Origin of the sequence: Janthinobacterium lividum (assembly GCF_034424625.1) — a bacterium.
Lineage (GTDB): Bacteria > Pseudomonadota > Gammaproteobacteria > Burkholderiales > Burkholderiaceae_D > Janthinobacterium > Janthinobacterium lividum.
The window spans coordinates 5,583,148-5,600,586 of the sequence record NZ_CP139976.1 but is presented as its reverse complement, the minus strand read 5'-3'; the positions used below and the strand labels follow the sequence as shown (position 1 = coordinate 5,600,586).

At 63.1% G+C, this 17,439-nt stretch carries 16 protein-coding genes; 13 read left to right on the top strand and 3 right to left on the bottom strand.

The window, feature by feature from the left end:
* Nucleotides 1-4 precede the first annotated feature (4 nt).
* From U0004_RS25270 to eutC, 5 genes are read left to right on the top strand one after another with little or no spacing between them, the layout of a single operon-like run.
* Entirely contained in the window at nt 5-565 is a 561-nt protein-coding gene (locus U0004_RS25270) for a GbsR/MarR family transcriptional regulator (protein ID WP_070254326.1), read from the top strand.
* Nucleotides 562-1,203, top strand: coding sequence for a DUF4166 domain-containing protein (locus U0004_RS25265; protein ID WP_070254325.1), 642 nt, complete (start codon nt 562-564; stop codon nt 1,201-1,203). The genes U0004_RS25270 and U0004_RS25265 overlap by 4 nt, the downstream gene beginning before the upstream one ends.
* A complete protein-coding gene (locus U0004_RS25260; RefSeq protein ID WP_070254324.1) occupies nt 1,200-2,663 on the top strand; it encodes a TIGR01777 family oxidoreductase in 1,464 nt (487 codons plus the stop codon). The genes U0004_RS25265 and U0004_RS25260 overlap by 4 nt, the downstream gene beginning before the upstream one ends.
* A gap of 34 nt (nt 2,664-2,697) precedes the next feature.
* Nucleotides 2,698-4,086, top strand: coding sequence for an ethanolamine ammonia-lyase subunit EutB (locus tag U0004_RS25255; RefSeq protein ID WP_070254323.1), 1,389 nt, complete (start codon nt 2,698-2,700; stop codon nt 4,084-4,086).
* 9 nt (nt 4,087-4,095) lie between these two features.
* A complete protein-coding gene (gene eutC / locus U0004_RS25250) occupies nt 4,096-4,869 on the top strand; it encodes an ethanolamine ammonia-lyase subunit EutC (protein ID WP_070254322.1) in 774 nt (257 codons plus the stop codon).
* Here the strand turns inward: eutC and tsaD are convergent, their stop codons facing one another.
* Complete coding sequence (gene tsaD, locus U0004_RS25245; RefSeq protein ID WP_070254321.1) at nt 4,870-5,910, bottom strand: tRNA (adenosine(37)-N6)-threonylcarbamoyltransferase complex transferase subunit TsaD; 1,041 nt, start codon at nt 5,908-5,910, stop codon at nt 4,870-4,872.
* A gap of 209 nt (nt 5,911-6,119) precedes the next feature.
* On the opposite strand from tsaD, the gene U0004_RS25240 reads away from it, so the two are divergent.
* The gene (locus U0004_RS25240) at nt 6,120-6,527 is read left to right on the top strand and encodes a nitrite reductase (NAD(P)H) small subunit (protein WP_034779878.1); all 408 of its coding nucleotides are present in this window, start codon (nt 6,120-6,122) and stop codon (nt 6,525-6,527) included.
* Between the two features lie 126 nt (nt 6,528-6,653).
* On the opposite strand, the gene U0004_RS25235 is transcribed toward U0004_RS25240, so the two are convergent.
* Both U0004_RS25235 and U0004_RS25230 read right to left on the bottom strand, forming a co-directional pair.
* Nucleotides 6,654-7,715, bottom strand: a complete 1,062-nt coding sequence (locus tag U0004_RS25235; RefSeq protein WP_070254320.1) for a 3-deoxy-7-phosphoheptulonate synthase — start codon at nt 7,713-7,715, stop codon at nt 6,654-6,656.
* A 144-nt stretch (nt 7,716-7,859) separates the two neighbouring features.
* Nucleotides 7,860-8,537 carry a hypothetical protein gene (locus U0004_RS25230; RefSeq protein ID WP_070254319.1) on the bottom strand — a complete coding sequence of 226 codons (678 nt, stop codon included), beginning with the start codon at nt 8,535-8,537 and terminating at the stop codon, nt 7,860-7,862.
* 168 nt (nt 8,538-8,705) lie between these two features.
* Between U0004_RS25230 and ybiB the strand changes: the two genes are divergently transcribed.
* From ybiB to rpoD, 7 genes are all read left to right on the top strand, one after another.
* A complete protein-coding gene (ybiB, locus tag U0004_RS25225) occupies nt 8,706-9,698 on the top strand; it encodes a DNA-binding protein YbiB (RefSeq protein WP_070254318.1) in 993 nt (330 codons plus the stop codon).
* 56 nt (nt 9,699-9,754) lie between these two features.
* A complete protein-coding gene (locus tag U0004_RS25220) occupies nt 9,755-10,969 on the top strand; it encodes a BaiN/RdsA family NAD(P)/FAD-dependent oxidoreductase (protein ID WP_070254317.1) in 1,215 nt (404 codons plus the stop codon).
* 161 nt (nt 10,970-11,130) lie between these two features.
* A complete protein-coding gene (locus tag U0004_RS25215) occupies nt 11,131-11,736 on the top strand; it encodes an FxDxF family PEP-CTERM protein (RefSeq protein ID WP_070254316.1) in 606 nt (201 codons plus the stop codon).
* Nucleotides 11,737-11,891: 155 nt separating this feature from the next.
* Nucleotides 11,892-12,104, top strand: a complete 213-nt coding sequence (gene rpsU, locus U0004_RS25210; protein WP_008451879.1) for a 30S ribosomal protein S21 — start codon at nt 11,892-11,894, stop codon at nt 12,102-12,104.
* A 193-nt stretch (nt 12,105-12,297) separates the two neighbouring features.
* Nucleotides 12,298-12,750 (top strand): GatB/YqeY domain-containing protein, encoded by a 453-nt coding sequence (locus U0004_RS25205; protein WP_034746974.1) that lies wholly within the window; start codon nt 12,298-12,300, stop codon nt 12,748-12,750.
* A gap of 130 nt (nt 12,751-12,880) precedes the next feature.
* Nucleotides 12,881-14,677 (top strand): DNA primase, encoded by a 1,797-nt coding sequence (gene dnaG / locus U0004_RS25200; protein WP_070254315.1) that lies wholly within the window; start codon nt 12,881-12,883, stop codon nt 14,675-14,677.
* 465 nt (nt 14,678-15,142) lie between these two features.
* Complete coding sequence (gene rpoD / locus U0004_RS25195; RefSeq protein WP_034779848.1) at nt 15,143-17,383, top strand: RNA polymerase sigma factor RpoD; 2,241 nt, start codon at nt 15,143-15,145, stop codon at nt 17,381-17,383.
* Nucleotides 17,384-17,439 lie beyond the last annotated feature (56 nt).

Below are 17,439 nucleotides of genomic sequence, written 5' to 3'. Positions count from 1 at the left end.
GGTTATGGTAGGCGTTCTGAGTCCAACCACGCAGAAATATATTCTGCACTGGGGCGAGATGGGCACCCGCTGGGGCGTCAACCGCACGGTGGCGCAAATCCACGCGCTGCTGTTCCTGGCGAATGAACCGCTGACGGCGGAAGACATCGCGGCCAGCCTGAACGTGGCCAGGTCCAACGTCAGCAACAGCCTGAAGGAATTGCAAAGCTGGGGCCTGGCGCGCATCACGCATGTGATGGGGGACCGGCGCGACCATTTCGTCGCCCTGCAGGATGTGTGGGAAATCTTCCGCGTCATCATGGAAGAGCGCAAGCGGCGCGAGATCGACCCCACCCTGACGGTGCTGCGCGAGTGCGCGATCGAGGGCGAGCACGATGCGGCCATTCCACCGGCTACTTTGGAACGCATGGGCGAAGTGCTGGCGTTTTTGGAGATGCTCAGCAGCACCTACAGCGATTATAAAAACCTGCCGCCCGCCACCCTGCAGCGCATGCTGTCGATGGGCGGCAAGGTGGCCAAGTTCCTCAGCCCGGAAGACAAACCGGGCAAGCGTGGCAAATCATGAACGGCCCTTCGGAAGGAGAGCTGTTCAAGAAGGTGATGGGCGCACAGTGGCTGACCCTGCACCCGGATATCCGCCGCCGCTTCGAGAAAAATCCCGCGCCGGGCCAGCCCCTGTATTACCGGGGCGAACTCAGTGAACTCACCAGCTCGCGCCTGGGCAAGGTGCTGGGCTGGCTCACGCGCCCGTTCATCGATGGCGCTTTGATCCCGTACGACGACCACGGCTTCCCCGTGGATATCGAAGTCTATTCGCGCCCCGGCTGCCCCTTCATCTTCAAGCAGCGCACCTACCGCCTGCATGGCCGCGTGCCCATCCGCTTCACGTCCTATATGGCCGAAAGCGCAAAGGGCGAAGTGCTCGAATACGTGGGCATGGGCCTGGGCATGAAGCTGCTGCTCCACGTCGAGGATGGCAACCTGCATTTCACCAGCGATGGCTATTTTTGGGACCTTTTCGGCTGGCGCATGCCGCTGCCCGGCGTGCTCACGCCCGGCAAGACCTATCTGTGCCACCGCAACGACACGCCGCAGCAATTCAACATCCGCATCGAGATCCGCCACGCCCTGTTCGGCACCACGTTTACGCAAGTGGGCGTGTTCCGCGAGTCCGCCGCGCCGGAAATGAAGGAAACACCATGAATACGCATTTGCTGGCCCTGCAACTGATGGCGGCGCAAGGCTGCCTGGGCGCCTTCGACACCATCTATCACCATGAAATCACGGAGGCGCTGCCGCAAAAGGCATCGGCGCGCCTCGAATTGACCATCCATGCGACGCGCGCCCTGATCTACAGCCTGCTGTTCGTGGGCCTGGCCGCCTGGGAGTGGCATGGCGCCTGGGCCTGGGTGCTGGTGATCGTCTTTGGCGTGGAAATCGTGCTGACCCTGTGGGATTTCGTGGTGGAAGACCAGACCCGCCTCTTGCCGGCCACGGAGCGGGTCACGCATACGGTGCTGGCGATCAATGCGGGCGCCTTTATCGCGCTGCTGGCGCTCAATAGCAGCGAGTGGGCCAGCTTGCCGACGGCCCTCGTGTGGCAGCCGTATGGCTGGCTTAGCGTCTTCCTGGCCCTGTGCGGCGTGGGCGTGGGCCTGTCCGGCCTGCGCGATGCGTATGCCGTGTGGCGGCTGGGACGGCGCAAGGTGCAGGAGACGGCAGAGCAGGAGGAGCGTCTGCGCTTTGCCGCCGCGCCGCAGTCCGTGCTGGTGACGGGCGCCACGGGTTTCATCGGCCAGCAGTTGGTCAGCGCCTTGCTGGCCGACGGCCATGCGGTGACGGTGCTGACGCGCCAGCCCAAGCAGGCTGCATGGACATTTAATGGCCAGGTGCGCTGCATCCAGGCGCTGGACGCATTGCCGGATGCGCAGCGCATCGACATGGTCGTCAACCTGGCCGGCGCGCGCATCGTCGGGAAGCGCTGGACGGACGCGCGCAAAGCCACTTTGCGCCGCAGCCGCGTGGCGCTGACGCAGGCCCTGGTGGCATGGATCGCCCGCGCGCAGCACAAGCCACGGGTGCTGCTGTCGGCGTCGGCCATCGGCTATTACGGCGTGCAGCCGCAGGGCGATGCGACGCAGCTCGATGAAGACAGCGCGCCGCAAGCCATCTTCATGTCGCAGCTGTGCCAGGAATGGGAAGCCGCCGCGCGCCAGGCGGAGTGCTATGGCGTACAGGTGGGCTGCATGCGCTTTGGCCTCGTCTTCGGCCACCAGGGTTCGCTGCCGCAGATGCTGCTGCCGATCCGCTTCGGCGTGGGCGGCCCCCTCGGCAGCGGCCAGCAGTGGGTCACGTGGGTGCATGTGCGCGACGTGATCCGCGGCATGGCTCATCTGGCGCGCCGCAGTGAGCAGGGCATGGTCAGCGGCGCGTATAACTTTTGCGCGCCGGAAGCCATCGAGCAGCGCCGCTTCGCCCAGGTGGCGGGCGCCGTGCTGCACCGCCCCAGCGTCATGCCCACGCCGGCCTTCGTCATGCGCGCCTTGCTGGGCGAGCAGGCCGACTTGCTGGTGGAAGGCCAGCGGGTGGCGCCGCGCCGCCTGCTGGCCGAAGGATTTGCCTTCCGCTATCCGCAGCTGGAAGGGGCGCTGCGCAGTTTATAAGTTGGCGTAAGATGGGGATTGGAGGAACCGAACCATGCCCCGTTTCAGCCATACGATAGACAGCCATGTTTACCAGTTCGCCAGCCTGAAAGCGCTGCTGGCGAAGGCCACGCCGCCCCGTTCGGGCGATGTGCTGGCCGGCGTGGCGGCAGCCAGCGCGCGCGAGCGGGTGGCGGCGCAGCTGGCGCTGGCGGACCTGCCGCTGTCGCTGTTCCTCAACGAGGCGCTGGTGCCGTATGAAGACGATGAAGTCACGCGCCTGATTATCGACACCCACGAGCGCGCCGCGTTTGCGCCGATTTCCCACCTGTGCGTGGGCGATTTTCGCGACTGGCTGCTCGATGACGCGACGGATACGCAAACGCTGTCCCACGTCGCCGCCGGCATCACGCCGGAAATGGCGGCAGCCGTCTCAAAAATCATGCGCCTGCAGGACCTGGTGCTCGTGGCCCGCAAGTGCAAAGTCGTCACGGCCTTTCGCAATACCCTGGGCCTGGCGGGTCGGCTATCCACGCGCTTGCAGCCGAATCATCCGACGGACGATGCCACGGGCATTGCCGCCGCCATCCTTGATGGCCTGCTGCTGGGCAGCGGCGACGCCGTGATCGGCATCAACCCCGCCACCGACAATGTGGCGCAAGTGGTGTCATTGCTGCAGCTGCTCGACGCCGTCATCGGCCAGTATCAGATTCCTACCCAGTCGTGCGTGCTCACGCACATCACCAATACGCTCGAAGCGATCCGCCGCGGCGCTCCCGTCGACTTGGTATTCCAGTCGGTGGCGGGCACGCAGGCGGCCAACCGCAGCTTCGGCATCGACTTGTCCCTGCTGGCCGAGGGCCAGGCGGCGGCCCTGTCGCTGGGGCGCGGCACGGTGGGCAACAACGTCATGTATTTCGAGACGGGGCAGGGCAGCGCTCTGTCGGCCGGCGCGCACCACGGCATGGACCAGCAAACGTGCGAAGCGCGCGCGTATGCGGTGGCGCGCGCCTATCAGCCGCTGCTGGTCAATTCGGTGGTGGGCTTCATCGGCCCCGAATATCTGTACGACGGCAAGCAGATCATGCGCGCGGGGCTGGAAGACCATTTCTGCGCCAAGCTGCTGGGACTGCCCATGGGCTGCGACGTGTGCTACACCAACCATGCGGAAGCGGACCAGGACGACATGGATGCCTTGCTGACCATGCTGGGCGTGGCTGGCTGCAATTTCATCATGGGCGTGCCGGGCGCGGACGACATCATGCTCGGCTACCAGAGCACCTCGTTCCACGACGCCCTGTATGCGCGCCGGGTGCTGGGCTTGCGTCCCGCGCCGGAATTCGAAGCCTGGCTGGCGCGCATGCGGATCACGGATGCGCAGGGTCGCCTGAATACGGCGCTGGCGCCCGCCTTCCAGGCGGCCCTGCTGCGCCTGGACACCTAGGGAGGAAGCATGGGCGATACCGATCCGTGGCAGGCGCTGCGCAGGTACACGGCGGCGCGCATCGCGCTCGGGCGCCGCGGCGTGAGCGTGCCAACCAAGGCGCAGCTGGCGTTCCAGCTGGCCCACGCGCAGGCGCGCGACGCCGTGCACCTGGCGCTCGATGGCGAGGCCCTGGCGCAGGCGCTGGCGGAGCAGGGGCTGGCCAGCGTGCAGCTGCACAGCGCGGCCGCCACGCGCGCCGACTATCTTCAACGCCCCGACCTGGGACGCCGCCTCGATGACGCTTCACGCGCGCGCCTGGCCGCCGGCGCCACGGGAGCCGACCTGGCGCTGGTGGCGGCCGATGGCCTGTCGGCGCTGGCCGTGCAGCGCCATGCGGCACCCTTCCTTGCCGCCTTGCGCGAACGGCTGGCGCTGGAAGCGTGGACGCTGTCGCCGGTACACATCGTGGCGCAGGGACGGGTGGCCATCGGCGACGAGGTGGGGAAATTATTGAAGGCGCGCGCCGTGCTGGTGCTGATCGGCGAGCGGCCTGGCTTGAGTTCCCCGGACAGCCTGGGCCTGTACCTGACGTGGGCGCCCGAAGCAGGTTTGCTGGACGAGCGCCGCAACTGCATCTCGAACGTGCGCCCCGAGGGGCTGGCGTATGCGCAGGCGGCGTACCGGCTGCACTACCTGCTGTCGCAGGCGTTCAGCCGGCAACTGTCGGGCGTGGGCTTGAAGGATGAAACGGTGGCGGAAGGCGCGGCCCTGGCGGGCGCGCGCAACTTCCTGCTGGCGTGATCAGACTTCGCGGATTTCGTCCAGCGGCCAGCGCGGGCGCACGTTGAACGAGTAATCGTGCTTGGCGGCGTCGGGATTGATTTGCAGGCGCATGGCGCCGGCAAAGGCGATCATGGCGCCGTTGTCGGTGCAGAATTCCAGCTCCGGGTAATACACTTTAAAACGCTTCTTGGCGGCGGCCGCGTTGAGCGAGGCGCGCAGTTGTGCGTTGGCGCCCACGCCGCCGGCGATCACCAGGCGTTTCAAGCCCGTGTGCTTGAGGGCAGCCACGCATTTGGCCGTCAGCACGTCGACGATGGCGTCGACGAAGCCGCGCGCGATATTCGCCTTGTCCTGTTCGCAGATATTCGCGATGACTTTTTCTTCATGGTTTTTCACCACCGTCAGCACGGCCGTCTTCAGGCCGGAAAAGCTGAAGTTGAAATCCTTCGAGTGCAGCATGGGGCGCGGCAGCTTGTAGGCCAGCGGATCGCCGAATTCGGCCAGGCGCGAAATGGCCGGGCCACCCGGATAACCGAGGCCCAGCAGCTTGGCCGACTTGTCGAACGCTTCGCCGGCCGCATCATCGAGCGTTTCGCCCAGCATCGTGTACTGGCCCACGCCATCGACGCGCATCAGCTGCGTGTGGCCGCCCGACACCAGCAGGGCGATGAAAGGGAATTCCGGCGGCTCGGACGCCAGCAAGGGGGAGAGCAGATGGCCTTCCAGATGGTGGATGCCCAGCACCGGCTTGTTGATGGCCAGGCCCAGGCTGCAGGCCACCGAGGAACCCACCAGCAGCGCACCGGCCAGGCCCGGCCCCTGCGTGTAGGCGATGGCGTCGATCTCGGGCAGGGTGATGCCGGCCTTGGCCAGGGTTTCTTCCAGCAGCGGGATGGCGCGGCGGATATGGTCGCGCGACGCCAGTTCCGGCACCACGCCGCCATATTGCTCGTGCATGGCGACTTGCGAATAGAGGGCGTGCGACAGCAGGCCGCGTTGCGTGTCGTACAAGGCCAGGCCGGTTTCGTCACAGGAGGATTCGACGCCAAGAACAATCATGAAGGTGCTAAATAGGGAGGAGTAATCCGTCATTGTAAAGGAAAGCCGGGCAGTCCACCGTGCGGCCGGCGCACCATTTCGGCGGCAGTGTGCACTTGCGCAGTGCGCCGCGGGCCGGTTTTCCCCCGGTTTTTGGCCATTCTTCGCCTGTGCGGCACTGGCACCGCTCTTGCTTAGAGGTGCATGTGCCTTTCTCAAGGGAGCTAGCGATGTCGGAACAATGGAAAATGATTTGCCGCCTGAAGGACATGCCGCTGGCGGGCGCGCGCATGGTGCAACGGGGCCTGGCCTGGCAGGATTTGCCGGGCGTGGCGCTGTTCCGCGCGGCTGACGATACGGTGTATGCCTTGCTCGACACGGTGCCTTGTCTGGGCGGCCCGCTGGCGCATGGGGTGCTGATGGAGAAAAACCTGATGGGGCCGAAGAACAGCTGGATCATCGAACTCGATTCGGGCCGCCTGGTGGCGCCCGTGCAGGGCATGGCGCGCCTGTACGCCGTGCGCATCATGGACGGGCGCATCTACCTGGATGTCAATGAACTCAATATCCCGGCCAGCAAGGCGGAACAGGCGCTGGCGGGATCGTTCGCCGTGCTGCCGCATGTGCAGATGGCTTGATATGTCTCTTGGTGGTGTCGGCTTACGCGCTGTGCGCTAAGCCGACCTGCGCATTGACGCGCCCGTCGGGTAGGTCGGATCAGGCCCACAGGGCCGTAATCCGACAACATTGTTGGCCGTAATATTTTACGCCGGGCGATTGACGAGGTGCGCATGCGCATCGCGCAGCATGGTCGCCGTCGTGTCCCAGTCGATGCAGCCGTCGGTGACGGAGCAGCCGTAGGTCAGTTGCGACAGGTCTTGCGGGATCTTCTGGTTGCCGCCAACGATGTTCGATTCGATCATCACGCCCACCAGCGAGCGGTTGCCCTGGCGGATCTGGTTGACCACGTCGGCCATCACCAGCGGTTGCAGTTCCGGCTTCTTGTAGCTGTTCGCGTGCGAGCAGTCGACCACCAGGTTGGCCGGCAGCTTGGCCTTGGCCAGTGCCTGTTCGGCGATGGCGATCGACACCGAATCGTAGTTCGGACGGCCGTCGCCGCCGCGCAGCACCACGTGGCCATACGCGTTGCCGCGCGTGCGCACGATGGCCACATTGCCTTCGCCGTTAATGCCGAGGAAGGAGTGCGGGTGCGCCGACGACAGAATCGCGTTGACGGCGATGCTGATGTCGCCATCGGTGCCGTTCTTGAAGCCGACCGGGGTCGACAGGCCCGACGACATTTCGCGGTGCGTCTGCGATTCCGTGGTGCGCGCGCCGATGGCGGTCCAGGCGATCAGGTCGCCCAGGTATTGCGGCGAGATCGGGTCCAGCGCTTCGGTGGCGGTGGGCAGGCCCAGTTCGCACACGTCGAGCAGGAACTGGCGCGCCTTTTCCATACCTTCGTTGACCTTGAACGAGTCGTCCATGTACGGATCGTTGATATAGCCTTTCCAGCCCGTGGTGGTACGCGGTTTTTCGAAATACACGCGCATCACCAGCAGCATCGTGTCCTTGACTTCCTCTTGCAGCGCTTTCAGGCGGCGCGCGTAATCGAGGCCGGCGACGGGGTCGTGGATGGAGCACGGGCCGACGACGACGAACAGGCGCTGGTCCTTGCGGTCGATGATGTTGCGCAGCGCTTCGCGGCCGCGGCTGACGGTGTCGAAGGCGCTTTCCGACAGGGGCAGCTTGGCGTGCAGTTCGGCCGGTGTCGGCATGGGCGCGAAGGAGGTGACGTTGATATTTTCGATGTCTGGCGTATTCATGATTCTGGCTCGGCTTTCGCTATTGCGTTCTTTAAGAGGCAATAGTGTAGCGGAAATGCGGCCTGGCGGCGGGGATGGCGCCAAAACGGGAGGGCCTCAGTTGTTTTTATGGCAGGGCAGGCACGCCGCCGGCCCCCTGTGTGCTCAATGGCCGCCGGCCAGGCTGGCGCCAAAGGTATAGCGGGCGATGCGCTGGTAGTTGCCGGCCAGCTCGGGCGGCCGGGGCAGGCCGGGATGGCGCCGCACATGGTCGAGGATGGCGCTTTCGTGCTGGCGTATCTGTGCGTCCAGGCAGGCGACCTGCTGGCGCACGAGGGCGTGCAGCGCATGCTGGCCGGCCTGCAGGTGCGCATCGAGGCGCGCCGATTCCTGCCGGCGCACGCCTTCCATGGCGTGCAGGCGGCGCAGCCACAGCCGTAGCTCCACATAGGCGGGCGAGGGCGGCGTCCAGCGCGCGGGGCGCCTGTGCTGGCAGTAGTGGGCCAGCACCGCGGCGCTGTGCGCCGCGTCCCCGGGCAAGCCATGGCTGTGGATATATTCTTCCAGCTGCGCGGGCTGGGCATCGCAGACCAGCATGCCCATGTCTGCCAGCATGCGGGCCGGCGCCTCGCTGTACGGCATATCGAGGCGCATGCAGACGCGCAAGCCGATGACGGGCACGTCGTTCCTTTGCAGCCAGCTGCGCAGCCAGCGGTAGCCGGCCACGTCGTTTTCCAGCACCTTGCACAGCATTTCGCCGCCCGAGAGCAGCACGGCTTTCAGCTGCAGCTTGCTCGTCTCGATGCCGACGAAGGCGCTTTCCCTTTTGCTTGCGTGTTCCATGATGAGTCCCCCTGTGCAGTCATATACGCAGCGGTGGCGCGTTTGGATGCAGTCGTGATGTAAATTCATCCAAATTCGTCCCAAAAATAGCGTGAAAGACTGTTGCATTGGCGCCTATGGCGTCTCTCAGCCCCTCTGCAAGGGAAAAAATCCGTGTAAGCTGGCGCCATGACGACTGTTTCCATCCCCCATACCGATGTGGCCGGTGAGCCATTTCCCGCTGCACGTTTCATCAAAGAAATAGGACGCGGCAAGAACGGTGCGCGCAGCATGACGCGCGACGACGCCCGTGCCCTGTACCGCGCCATGCTTGAGGGCCGCGTGTCGGACCTGGAACTGGGCGGCATTTTGTTATCCATGCGCATCAAGGGCGAGTCCGTGGATGAGATCGCCGGCTTCCTCGACGCTGCCGAAGCATCGTTTGCGCCGCTGGCCGCGCCGGCCGGCGAATTTGCCCCGATCATCATTCCCAGCTACAACGGCGCCCGCAAGATGGCCAACCTGACGGCGTTGCTGGCGCTGCTGCTGGCGCGCGCCGGCGCACCCGTGCTCGTGCATGGCGTGACCGGCGATCCGGGCCGCATCACCACGGCTGAAGTGCTGGCCGCGCTGGGCGTGCCCGCCTCGCCGGACCATGCGCAAGCCGAGGCCGCCATGGCGCGCGGGGAAGCCGCCTTCCTGCCCATCGCCGCGCTGGCGCCGCGCCTGGCGCACATGCTGTCCCTGCGGCGCGTGCTGGGCGTGCGCAATTCCACGCATACCCTGGTGAAAATCATGCAGCCGTTCGCCGGGCCGGCCCTGCGCCTGGTGTCGTACACGCATCCGGAATACCTGGAAATGCTGGGTGAGTATTTCCTGACTGCCTCTGATCCTGCACGCGGCGATGCTTTCCTGATGCGCGGTACGGAAGGCGAGACGGTAGCCAACGCCAACAAGGCGCAGCAGATCGACTGGTTCCATGGCGTGGAGCGCACGGTGCTGGTGGAAAAGCAGTTGCAGGTGGAAGAGTTGCCGCATTTGCCGGCCGAGCGCGATGCGGCCACCACGGCCGCCTGGATCGCTGCCGTGCTGCGCGGTGAGGTGCCCGTGCCGCCATCGATCGCCGAGCAGGTGGAGCAATGCCTGATGGCATCGCGGCAGATTGCAGCACGGCCGCGCTAGCCGCGTCGCCGCAGTTTACAATGGCGTCTTTGTAATCAGCGGTGACCGGAATTCTTATGGCAAAACAATTTGATGTGGCAGTGATCGGCGCGGGCGCGGCCGGCATGATGTGTGCGGCTGTTGCCGCCCAGCAAGGCAAGCGCGTGGTGCTGATCGATCACGCGGCCAAGCTGGCCGAAAAGATCCGCATCTCGGGTGGTGGACGGTGCAATTTCACCAATATTAACGCCACGCCACAAAATTTCCTCTCGGAAAACCCGCATTTCTGCAAGAGCGCGCTGTCGCGCTACACGCCGCAGGATTTCCTCGCGCTGGTGAAAAAATACCGCATCGGCTACCACGAGAAGCACAAGGGCCAGCAATTCTGCAATGAGTCGGCCGAGCAGATCATCGACATGCTCAAGGACGAATGCGCCGCAGGCGGCGTGCACTGGCGCATGCCGTGCAAGATCGACAATGTTGTCCAGCAAGATGACGGTAGCTTTGTGCTGCAGACCGATAGCGGCGACATCGAGACGGCCAGCATCGTCATCGCCACGGGCGGCCTGTCGATCCCGAAGATCGGCGCGACGGATTTTGCCTACCGCATCGCCAGGCAATTCGATTTGACAATGGTCGAGCCCCGTCCGGCCCTGGTGCCGCTGACGTTCGATGCGGCCAGCTGGGCGCCATTCGCGGAACTGTCCGGCATCGCCCTGGAGGTGGATGTGGAGACGGGCAGCCTGAAAGGCCGCAAGGCTACGGGCGCGCGTTTCCGCGAAGATTTGCTGTTCACCCACCGCGGCCTGTCGGGCCCGGCGATCCTGCAGATTTCCAGCTACTGGCTGCCGGGCGAACCCATCGTCATCAACCTGTTGCCGGAAGTGGACGTGGCGCAGACCTTGATCGAAGGCAAGGGGACCCTGAAGAAGCAGCTGGGCAATATCGTCGCGCAATGGCTGCCGCAGCGCCTGGCCGACTGTTTGCTGGCCGTCAACGGCCTGGCGCCGGACGCGCGCATCGCCGACATGCCCGACGCGCAGTTGCGCAAGCTGGGGCTGGCCATCAATGCCTGGTCCATCGTGCCGAACGGTTCCGAAGGCTACCGCAAGGCGGAAGTGACGCGCGGCGGCATCGACACGCGCGAACTGTCGCAGCAGACCATGATGGCCAATAAAGTGCCGGGCCTGTATTTCATCGGCGAAGCGGTTGACGTGACGGGCTGGCTGGGCGGCTACAACTTCCAGTGGGCCTGGGCTTCCGGCGTGGCGGCAGGTATTGCCTTGCAGTAATAATTAGTTGTCATTTTGGTGCGGTAAGTGATTATTGGTGACAATGTTCTTGACTTCGATCAAGTGATGTTGAATACTTGGCATGTAAATTAATTTTTAGACATTTTTCATGCCTGGTGGTAATTAGTCAGGCATTCCCCTGACCATGCCCTGGAGTCGCCATGAAACGCCTGATCGCCACCGTCGCAGCAACCGTACTCACCAGCGCCGCCTTTGCCAGCACCCCCGTGCTGAGCAACGGTGGCTTTGAAAACAATTCCGTCGGTGGCGGCTACGTTTATGGCAATGTGGCGCCGGGTTGGAGCTTCACGGGCGGCGCCGGCGTGTCGGCCAGCTACACGGCGTGGAATGGCGTGGCGCAGGAGGGCAATGCCTTTGCTTTCCTGCAAAATACGGCATCGATCTCGCAAAGCTTCGTCAGCTCGGGCGCCGCCGACTACTCGTTCGCCTTCAACCTGGCGCTGCGTCCCGGCTACGATCAGGGCCAGGCCGTGACGGTCAGCCTCGATGGCAACCTGCTGGGCCAGTACGCGGTGACCAGCACGGGCTGGACCGGCTTCAACGTGAACGCGCTCAACATCGGCGCCGGCAGCCATACCCTGAGCTTTGCCGGTATCAACCCGAACAATGCCTACGATACCTCGGCCTTCCTCGATGGCGTCAGCATGAACGTCAGCGCCGTGCCGGAACCGGGCACGTACGCCATGCTGCTGGCGGGCCTGGGCCTGCTGGGCTTCATGGCGCGCCGCCGCAAGAGCGCCATTTGAGGTAAACTGCTGCCAGGATGCGTGGTTTACACCACAGCCGGGCAGCAATCTCAGGCTGCATGCCGCACGCAAGTGGGGGAGGGGCTTCCCTTTCCGATTAAAAGCTGCTACTATCTATCTCTTCCTATACACCACCTCAACGGTTTGAATTTTACATGACCACTATTCGCCTTAAAGAAAACGAGCCGTTCGAAGTCGCAATGCGTCGCTTCAAACGCACCATCGAAAAAACGGGTCTGCTGACCGAATTGCGCGCTCGCGAATTCTACGAAAAGCCAACAGCTGAGCGCAAGCGCAAGCTGGCAGCTGCTGTAAAGCGTCATTACAAACGCATCCGCAGCCAACAACTGCCGAAAAAATTATTCTAAGACTGTTCAGTCAGAACCAACCCGGGTAGTTCGGCGCATTGTTCGCCACGGGTTTTGTTTTGATTCGCCTGGAGTGATACTTCAGATGAGTCGCATACCCGCTCCGGTTCGCCGCAGCGGGTTTTCGCTTTTGTGGTCGCCTGCTTGGTTCACACATGAGCATCGAGCCCCACTTACCAACACGAGGATTGCCATGAGCTTGAAAGAACAAATTACCGAAGACATGAAAAACGCCATGCGCGCCAAGGAAGCGGGCAAGCTGGGCACGATTCGCCTGTTGCTGGCGGAAATCAAGCGCAAGGAAGTCGACGAGCGCATCGAATTGACGGACGCCCACGTGACGGCCATCGTGGAAAAGATGATCAAGCAGCGCAAGGATTCGATCACCCAGTTTGAGGCCGGTGGCCGTGCCGATCTGGCCGACATCGAAAAAGCCGAGCTGGTGCACCTGACGGGCTACATGCCTGCGGGCCTGTCCGACGAAGAAGTGGCGGCCGAAGTGGCTGCCGCCGTGGCCGCCTCGGGCGCCGCCGGTCCGCAAGACATGGGCAAGGTCATGGCCATCGTCAAGCCGAAGCTGGCGGGCCGCGCCGACATGACCGTGGTGTCCGCCCTGGTCAAGAAAGCCTTGACGCCGGCAGCGTAAGCATACAATAGTAGCAAGGGCTGCCAGCCATCGCGCTGGCAGCCTGTTAACAGCCCACACGTTGACCTGGCTCAACCTCAGGCCACGTGCGGTAGTATAGTCTGACCTATAACAAGACCCGCCCTAGCCAGTGATACCTCAATCCTTCATTTCCGATTTGCTCAACCGCGTCGATATCGTCGATGTCGTGGGGCGCTATGTGCAACTGAAAAAAGGTGGCGCCAATTTCATGGGCTTGTGCCCGTTCCACAGTGAAAAATCGCCCAGCTTTACCGTCAGCCCCACCAAGCAGTTCTATCACTGTTTCGGCTGTGGCGCGCATGGCACCTCGATCGGCTTTTTGATCGAATACTCGGGCATGGGCTTTGTCGATGCCGTCAAGGACCTGGCGCAGAACGTGGGCATGGTTGTGCCGGAAGCGGACGACAAGATCCCGCCGGCCCAGCGCGCGCAGATCCAGGCGCAAAGCATGGCCCTGTCCGACGCCATGACGCAGGCGTGCGATTATTACCGCGGGCAATTGCGCCACGCGCCGGAAGCCATCGCCTACCTCAAAAACCGGGGCTTGACGGGCGAAGTGGCCGCTCGCTTCGGCATGGGTTTTGCGCCCGGTGGCTGGGATAACCTGCGCTCCGTCTTCCCCGACTACGACGTGGTGGCCTTGGCCGAGGCTGGTCTCGTGATCGACAAGGTCGATGAAGAGGGCAATAACCGCAAGCGCTACGACCGTTTCCGCGAGCGCATCATGTTCCCGATCCGCAATACCAAGGGGCAAGTGATCGCCTTTGGCGGCCGCGTGCTCGACCATGGCGAACCGAAATACCTGAACTCGCCGGAAACCCCCTTGTTTTCCAAGGGTTTCGAACTATATGGGCTGTTCGAGGCGCGCCAGGCCATCCGCGACGCTGGCTATGTGCTGGTGACGGAAGGCTACATGGACGTGGTGGCGCTGGCGCAGATGGGTTTCCCGCAAGCGGTGGCGACCCTGGGTACGGCGTGCACGCCCACCCACGTGCAAAAACTGCTGCGCCAGACCGATAACGTGATTTTCAGCTTCGATGGCGACAAGGCTGGCCGCCGCGCCGCCCGCCGCGCGCTGGAGGCGAGCCTGGCCCATGTGTCGGACAATAAAACTATCAAATTCCTGTTCTTGCCGTCGGAACACGATCCGGATAGCTACATCCGCGAATTCGGCGCCGAAGGTTTTGAACAGCAAGTGCATGAAGCCATGCCGCTGTCGCAATTCTTGCTGAAAGAAGTGTCGGGCGAGCATGATCTGTCGGAACCGGAAGGGCGCGCCCGTGTGCAGTTCGATGCCAAGCCCCTGCTGCAGCTGATGGCGCCATCGTCGCTGCGCCTGCAGATCGTGCGCGGCCTGGCGCAGCTGACGCAGTCCACGCCGGCCGAGATCGAAGCCCTGTTCGAGCTGGCGAAACCCGTTGCCGTGGCGCGCCGCGCGCCGCCGAAATCGGGCCGCCCTGTGCCCGTGGGCCTGGAATTGAAGATCATGCGCATGCTGGTGGCGCATCCGCCCCTGACCATGCGTATCGACGAGGCCGCTCTCACCGCCTTCCAGCACCTGGGGCCCGATGCGGCGCACAGCCTGGGGCAACTGGTGGCCGTGGGCCAGGCGCTGGGCGAGCACGGCAGTTTCGCCGCGCTGGCGCAACAGTTGAAGGAGCTGGGTAGCGAATACGACGAGATCATCGGCGAGATCGCGGCCGGCACGGAATCCGATTACGACAGCGAATTGTCGTGGCTGGTGAGCACCATCCGCGAGATCAAATTGAATGCCTTGAAGGCGGAATTGCAGCAATTGTTCGCGTCGGGTTTGCCATCGGAGAAAATTGGTGTACGCTACCGCGAAATCATGCAGGAGCAAGGCGACCTGGAGCGCGAGCGCGATGCCGAGTTGGTGAATCGCTAACCTTGCTCTGAGGGTATGGCGCGCACTGGAAAAACATTTTTCGCGTGCTATAATTAAATGCTAAGTATTGTGTGCTTTGGCAAGCTAGTTCTGTTTCGTAAATAGTATTTGTTTTCAGTAAGTTAGGCTCTTGATCGGCGCGGTGGATCGTGTCGGCAGCCAGGGCCAACTGGCGTTTTCGGCGTTGCGGGCAAGGGCTCGCAGACGCTGGCAAGCCGCGCCAGGCTCTCGCTCCCAACGCGGTCGATGCAGGAATTTTTGCCGAGACGGCTGGCAACAGCCGGTGGACAGGAATTGCTGCGCTTCCCGCGGATCGTGGCCGATGAGGTGTAAGTAACGTAACAGTGTCGAATTTGCGTTGTCGGCAGGTTCGAAGATGGTGGTTCCCGCAGGTAGACAGGGAACTGGCAGCAAACTTTATCCTAATCCACCGTAAAGCAAGTCGTTGTGTAATCGAAAGCGCCTGTGCCAATCAAGAAACCCGAATCCAAAGCGGCTGTAAAGCCCACTAAAGTTACCACGAAAGCCGAAAAGGCGCTCGACCGGCCAGAAGCGCGCGTCACCAGCGCGCCCGTGGTCAGCCAGACCACCGATGCCGCCACCCTGGCGGCGATCGATACGTCCGGTTATGTCTTGCCGTCGGTAAAAGTGCCAGGCCGCCGCGGCCGCAAGCCAAAAGAATTCCAGCCAGAAAATGATGAAGTCGCCGCCCTGAACGCCGTCGAGCGGGCCGAACTGAAGGCCGTCGACAAGGCCAAGGCGAAGGATCGCAAGGCGAAAGAGCGCGCGCTGCTGAAGGACGCTTTCTCGTCCGACACGGAAGCGAGCGAGGAAGAACTCGAGCGCCGGCGCCAGAAACTCAAGACCCTGATCAAGTTCGGCAAGGAGCGCGGTTTCCTGACCTATGCGGAAATCAACGATCACTTGCCCGAAAACATCGTCGATCCGGAAGCCATCGAAGGTATCATCGGTACCTTCAATGATATGGGCATCGCCGTCTACGAGCACGCGCCCGATGCGGAAACGTTGTTGTTGTCCGATAACGTTGCCGTCGTCACCAGCGATGACGAGGCGGAAGCGGCAGCCGAGGCCGCATTGTCGACCGTCGACTCCGACTTTGGCCGCACCACCGACCCCGTGCGCATGTACATGCGCGAGATGGGCTCGGTCGAGCTGCTGACGCGCGAAGGCGAGATCGAGATTGCCAAGCGGATCGAAGATGGCTTGAAAGACATGATCCAGGCCATTTCCGCCTGTCCCGTGACGATCGCTGAGATCATCGCCGCCGCCGACCGCATCGCCAACGAAGAGATCAAGATCGACGAAATCGTCGACGGCCTCGTCGATGAAAACGAACCGGTCGCCGCCGCGCCTGTCGTGGCTGCTCCCGTCGAAGAAGACGAGGAAGAAGGCGAAGCGGAAGAAGAGGAAGTCGAAGAAGAGGAAGAGGCCAGTGCTTCCGGCGCAGCCGGTTTCTCCGCCGAGCAGCTGGAAACCCTGAAGCGCACGGCGCTGGAAAAATTCGCCATCATTTCGCAGCAATTCGACAAGATGCGCCGCGCCTTCGAGAAAGAAGGCTACAACTCGAAACCCTACGCCAAGGCGCAGGAAGCCATTTCGCAAGAGTTGCTGGGCATCCGTTTCACGGCCAAGGTCGTGGAAAAGCTGTGCGACACCCTGCGCGGCCAGGTCGACGAAGTGCGCCATATCGAAAAGCAGATTCTCGATGTGGCCGTGAACCGCTGCGGCATGCCGCGCGCCCACTTCATCAAGGTCTTCCCGGGCAATGAAACCAACCTCGACTGGGTCGATGGCGAAGTCAACGCAGGACACGCGTACAGCGCCATCCTGGGCCGCAACATTCCGACCGTCAAGGAACTGCAGCAGCGCCTGATCGACCTGCAGGCGAGGGTCGTCTTGCCGCTGCCGGACTTGCGCAACATCAACCGCCAGATGGCGGCTGGTGAAATGAAGGCGCGCAAGGCCAAGCGCGAAATGACGGAGGCCAACTTGCGTCTGGTCATTTCGATCGCCAAGAAATACACGAACCGCGGCCTGCAATTCCTCGACCTGATCCAGGAAGGCAATATCGGCCTGATGAAGGCCGTCGACAAGTTCGAGTACCGCCGCGGCTACAAGTTCTCGACGTATGCGACCTGGTGGATCCGCCAGGCCATCACGCGCTCGATCGCCGACCAGGCGCGCACGATCCGTATTCCCGTGCACATGATCGAGACGATCAACAAGATGAACCGGATTTCCCGCCAGATCCTGCAGGAAACGGGCGCGGAACCCGATCCGGCCACCCTGGCGATCAAGATGGAGATGCCCGAGGACAAGATCCGCAAGATCATGAAAATCGCCAAGGAACCGATCTCGATGGAAACGCCGATCGGCGACGACGACGATTCCCACCTGGGCGACTTCATCGAGGACAACAACACCCTGGCGCCGGCCGACGCGGCCCTGCACGCCTCCATGCGCGGCGTCGTCAAGGACGTGCTCGATTCCCTGACGCCACGCGAAGCGAAAGTGCTGCGCATGCGTTTCGGCATCGAGATGTCCACCGACCACACCTTGGAAGAAGTGGGCAAGCAATTTGACGTGACGCGCGAGCGCATCCGCCAGATCGAAGCCAAGGCGCTGCGCAAGCTGCGCCACCCATCGCGCTCCGACAAGCTGAAAAGCTTCTTGGAAGGCAACTAGAAGCCAATAGGGCTTGACGCGCGCCCCTGATACCCCTATCCTCGCGTGTCCGTTTC